This is a genomic window from Moorena sp. SIO2C4 (assembly GCF_010672485.1).
Lineage (GTDB): Bacteria > Cyanobacteriota > Cyanobacteriia > Cyanobacteriales > Coleofasciculaceae > Moorena > Moorena producens.
Genome location: NZ_JAAHGN010001360.1, coordinates 1 through 1,651 on the forward strand (window position 1 = coordinate 1; position 1,651 = coordinate 1,651).

Consider the following 1,651-nt stretch of genomic DNA (forward strand, 5'->3'; position numbering starts at 1 on the left):
TAAGACAGGTGCGGACGCAGGTTCCGCACACAGCCCCTCCCCATGAGCGACTGCATCAAGACAGGGCAGTTAGGACATGACAAAAGTCTCACACCCTTTGTAAGCGCAAGAGTTTGACTTGTGACTTGTGACTTGTGACTTCTCCTAAACTAGTCAGCTATCTGCTGATAAATCACAGCAGATAGCTGATAGCAATACCTAGAATTTGTACCTAGTATTTTTACTTAGAACTTAAAGGTGGTACGGATGGCTCCAACCCAAATCGTATCATTGCCTTCATCGTGATTAGGATTGAAAATCACGTAGGCTCCTGGAGTAATCAGGATGTTCTTGCTAATGGGGAATTTGTACTGTGCCTCAACCAGGTAGGAAGTATCTTCATCTTCTTGTTCGGTACCATCAATTTCGGTAGCCTTAGGTGGCACACCCCCGGCAATACTGAACACAGCTCCCTCTTTGCCTAAATCAATGAAAGACAGGGTGGCTAGCCAAGTGAAGATGTCAGCATTGTCACCTTCTTCTACCGTACCATTATCATCTTCTGCTTCAGCATCAATATAACCAAACCAACCGCCGATGTGAATTTGTTCGGTCAGGCGCAAACTGGCTTGTGCTCCTAAGCGATTGGCAGAGGTAGCCGTATTACCGAATGGTTCCTGGGCCAGTTCACTACCAGTGCTACCCGAAAGATTGACACTGTCTCCTGGCTGGTAACTACGGACGTAGGTCAAAGATAGATCCAAATTATCAATGGGGGAAATACCCAGTTGAGCACCAGCGCTATAGGCACCATTGAACAATCCTAAGCCCTCACCGGGATTAGAAGCATCACCATCATCAGCCAAATAAAGTACTGATAGTTTCAAGGCATCACTAAATTTATAGGTGAAACCGCCACCAGTTCCGGTTACTCCCCGATGAGTTAGGGGGTTACGGCGGATAAACCGGGATAAGCCACCACTGCCACTGCTTGCCAGGATGGGGTTGGTCGGGTTGAAAATGTCATGCAAGTCCAGGCCAGTGGTTCCCACATAAGCCCTTAATTTCTTACCAATGGGGAAGCGGTAGTGCAATTCAGTAATTTCCACATCGTTGCCACCACCGGCATCATGACCCAAGCGAGCCATGTCGGTACCAGTCACACTACTGAGCCTAGTAAAGTTCCCTGCCTGCAAACGAGTTCTCAACCGGTCTTTACCGGTGAAACTGGTATCGAAGTTCAGACGTACCCTGTTGCTGAAGGTAATGTTTTCATCAATGCCTTCCTGAGCTTCTTCGTCATCATCATCGTCTTCGTCATCTCCATCTAATCGCCTTTCTTCAGCTTCAGCTTGTTCTTCCCCAAAGGCACCAGCAAAGGTAAACAGAACTTCCCCTTTGAGTTTGGTGGTGGTGGAGAACTGATGGTCTTCTAGGAAAGCCACCCGACCTTCTAAGTTATCCACCCGTGCCCCTAGGGTAGCCAGTTCGGCTTCAAACTCTTGAATCAGCCGTTGCAGGGTTTCCAAGTCTTCCCTGGTAATAAAGTCCGCTGTGCTCGCCGCAATTAACCGCTCAATCTGGTTCAAGCAAGCATTCAAACCAGCCGCAAACTCATAACGGGTAGTTGCCCGGTTTCCACGGAATGTGCGGTTAGGATAACCAGCAATAA

1 protein-coding gene is annotated in these 1,651 nt (G+C 48.2%); it reads right to left on the minus strand.

Annotated features, from left to right (window positions below; translation table 11 throughout):
• Window positions 1–224: 224 nt before the first annotated feature.
• Window positions 225–1,651, minus strand: a 1,427-nt coding sequence (locus F6K20_RS37565; RefSeq protein WP_287298259.1) for an iron uptake porin, incomplete at its 5' end; no start/stop codon positions are given.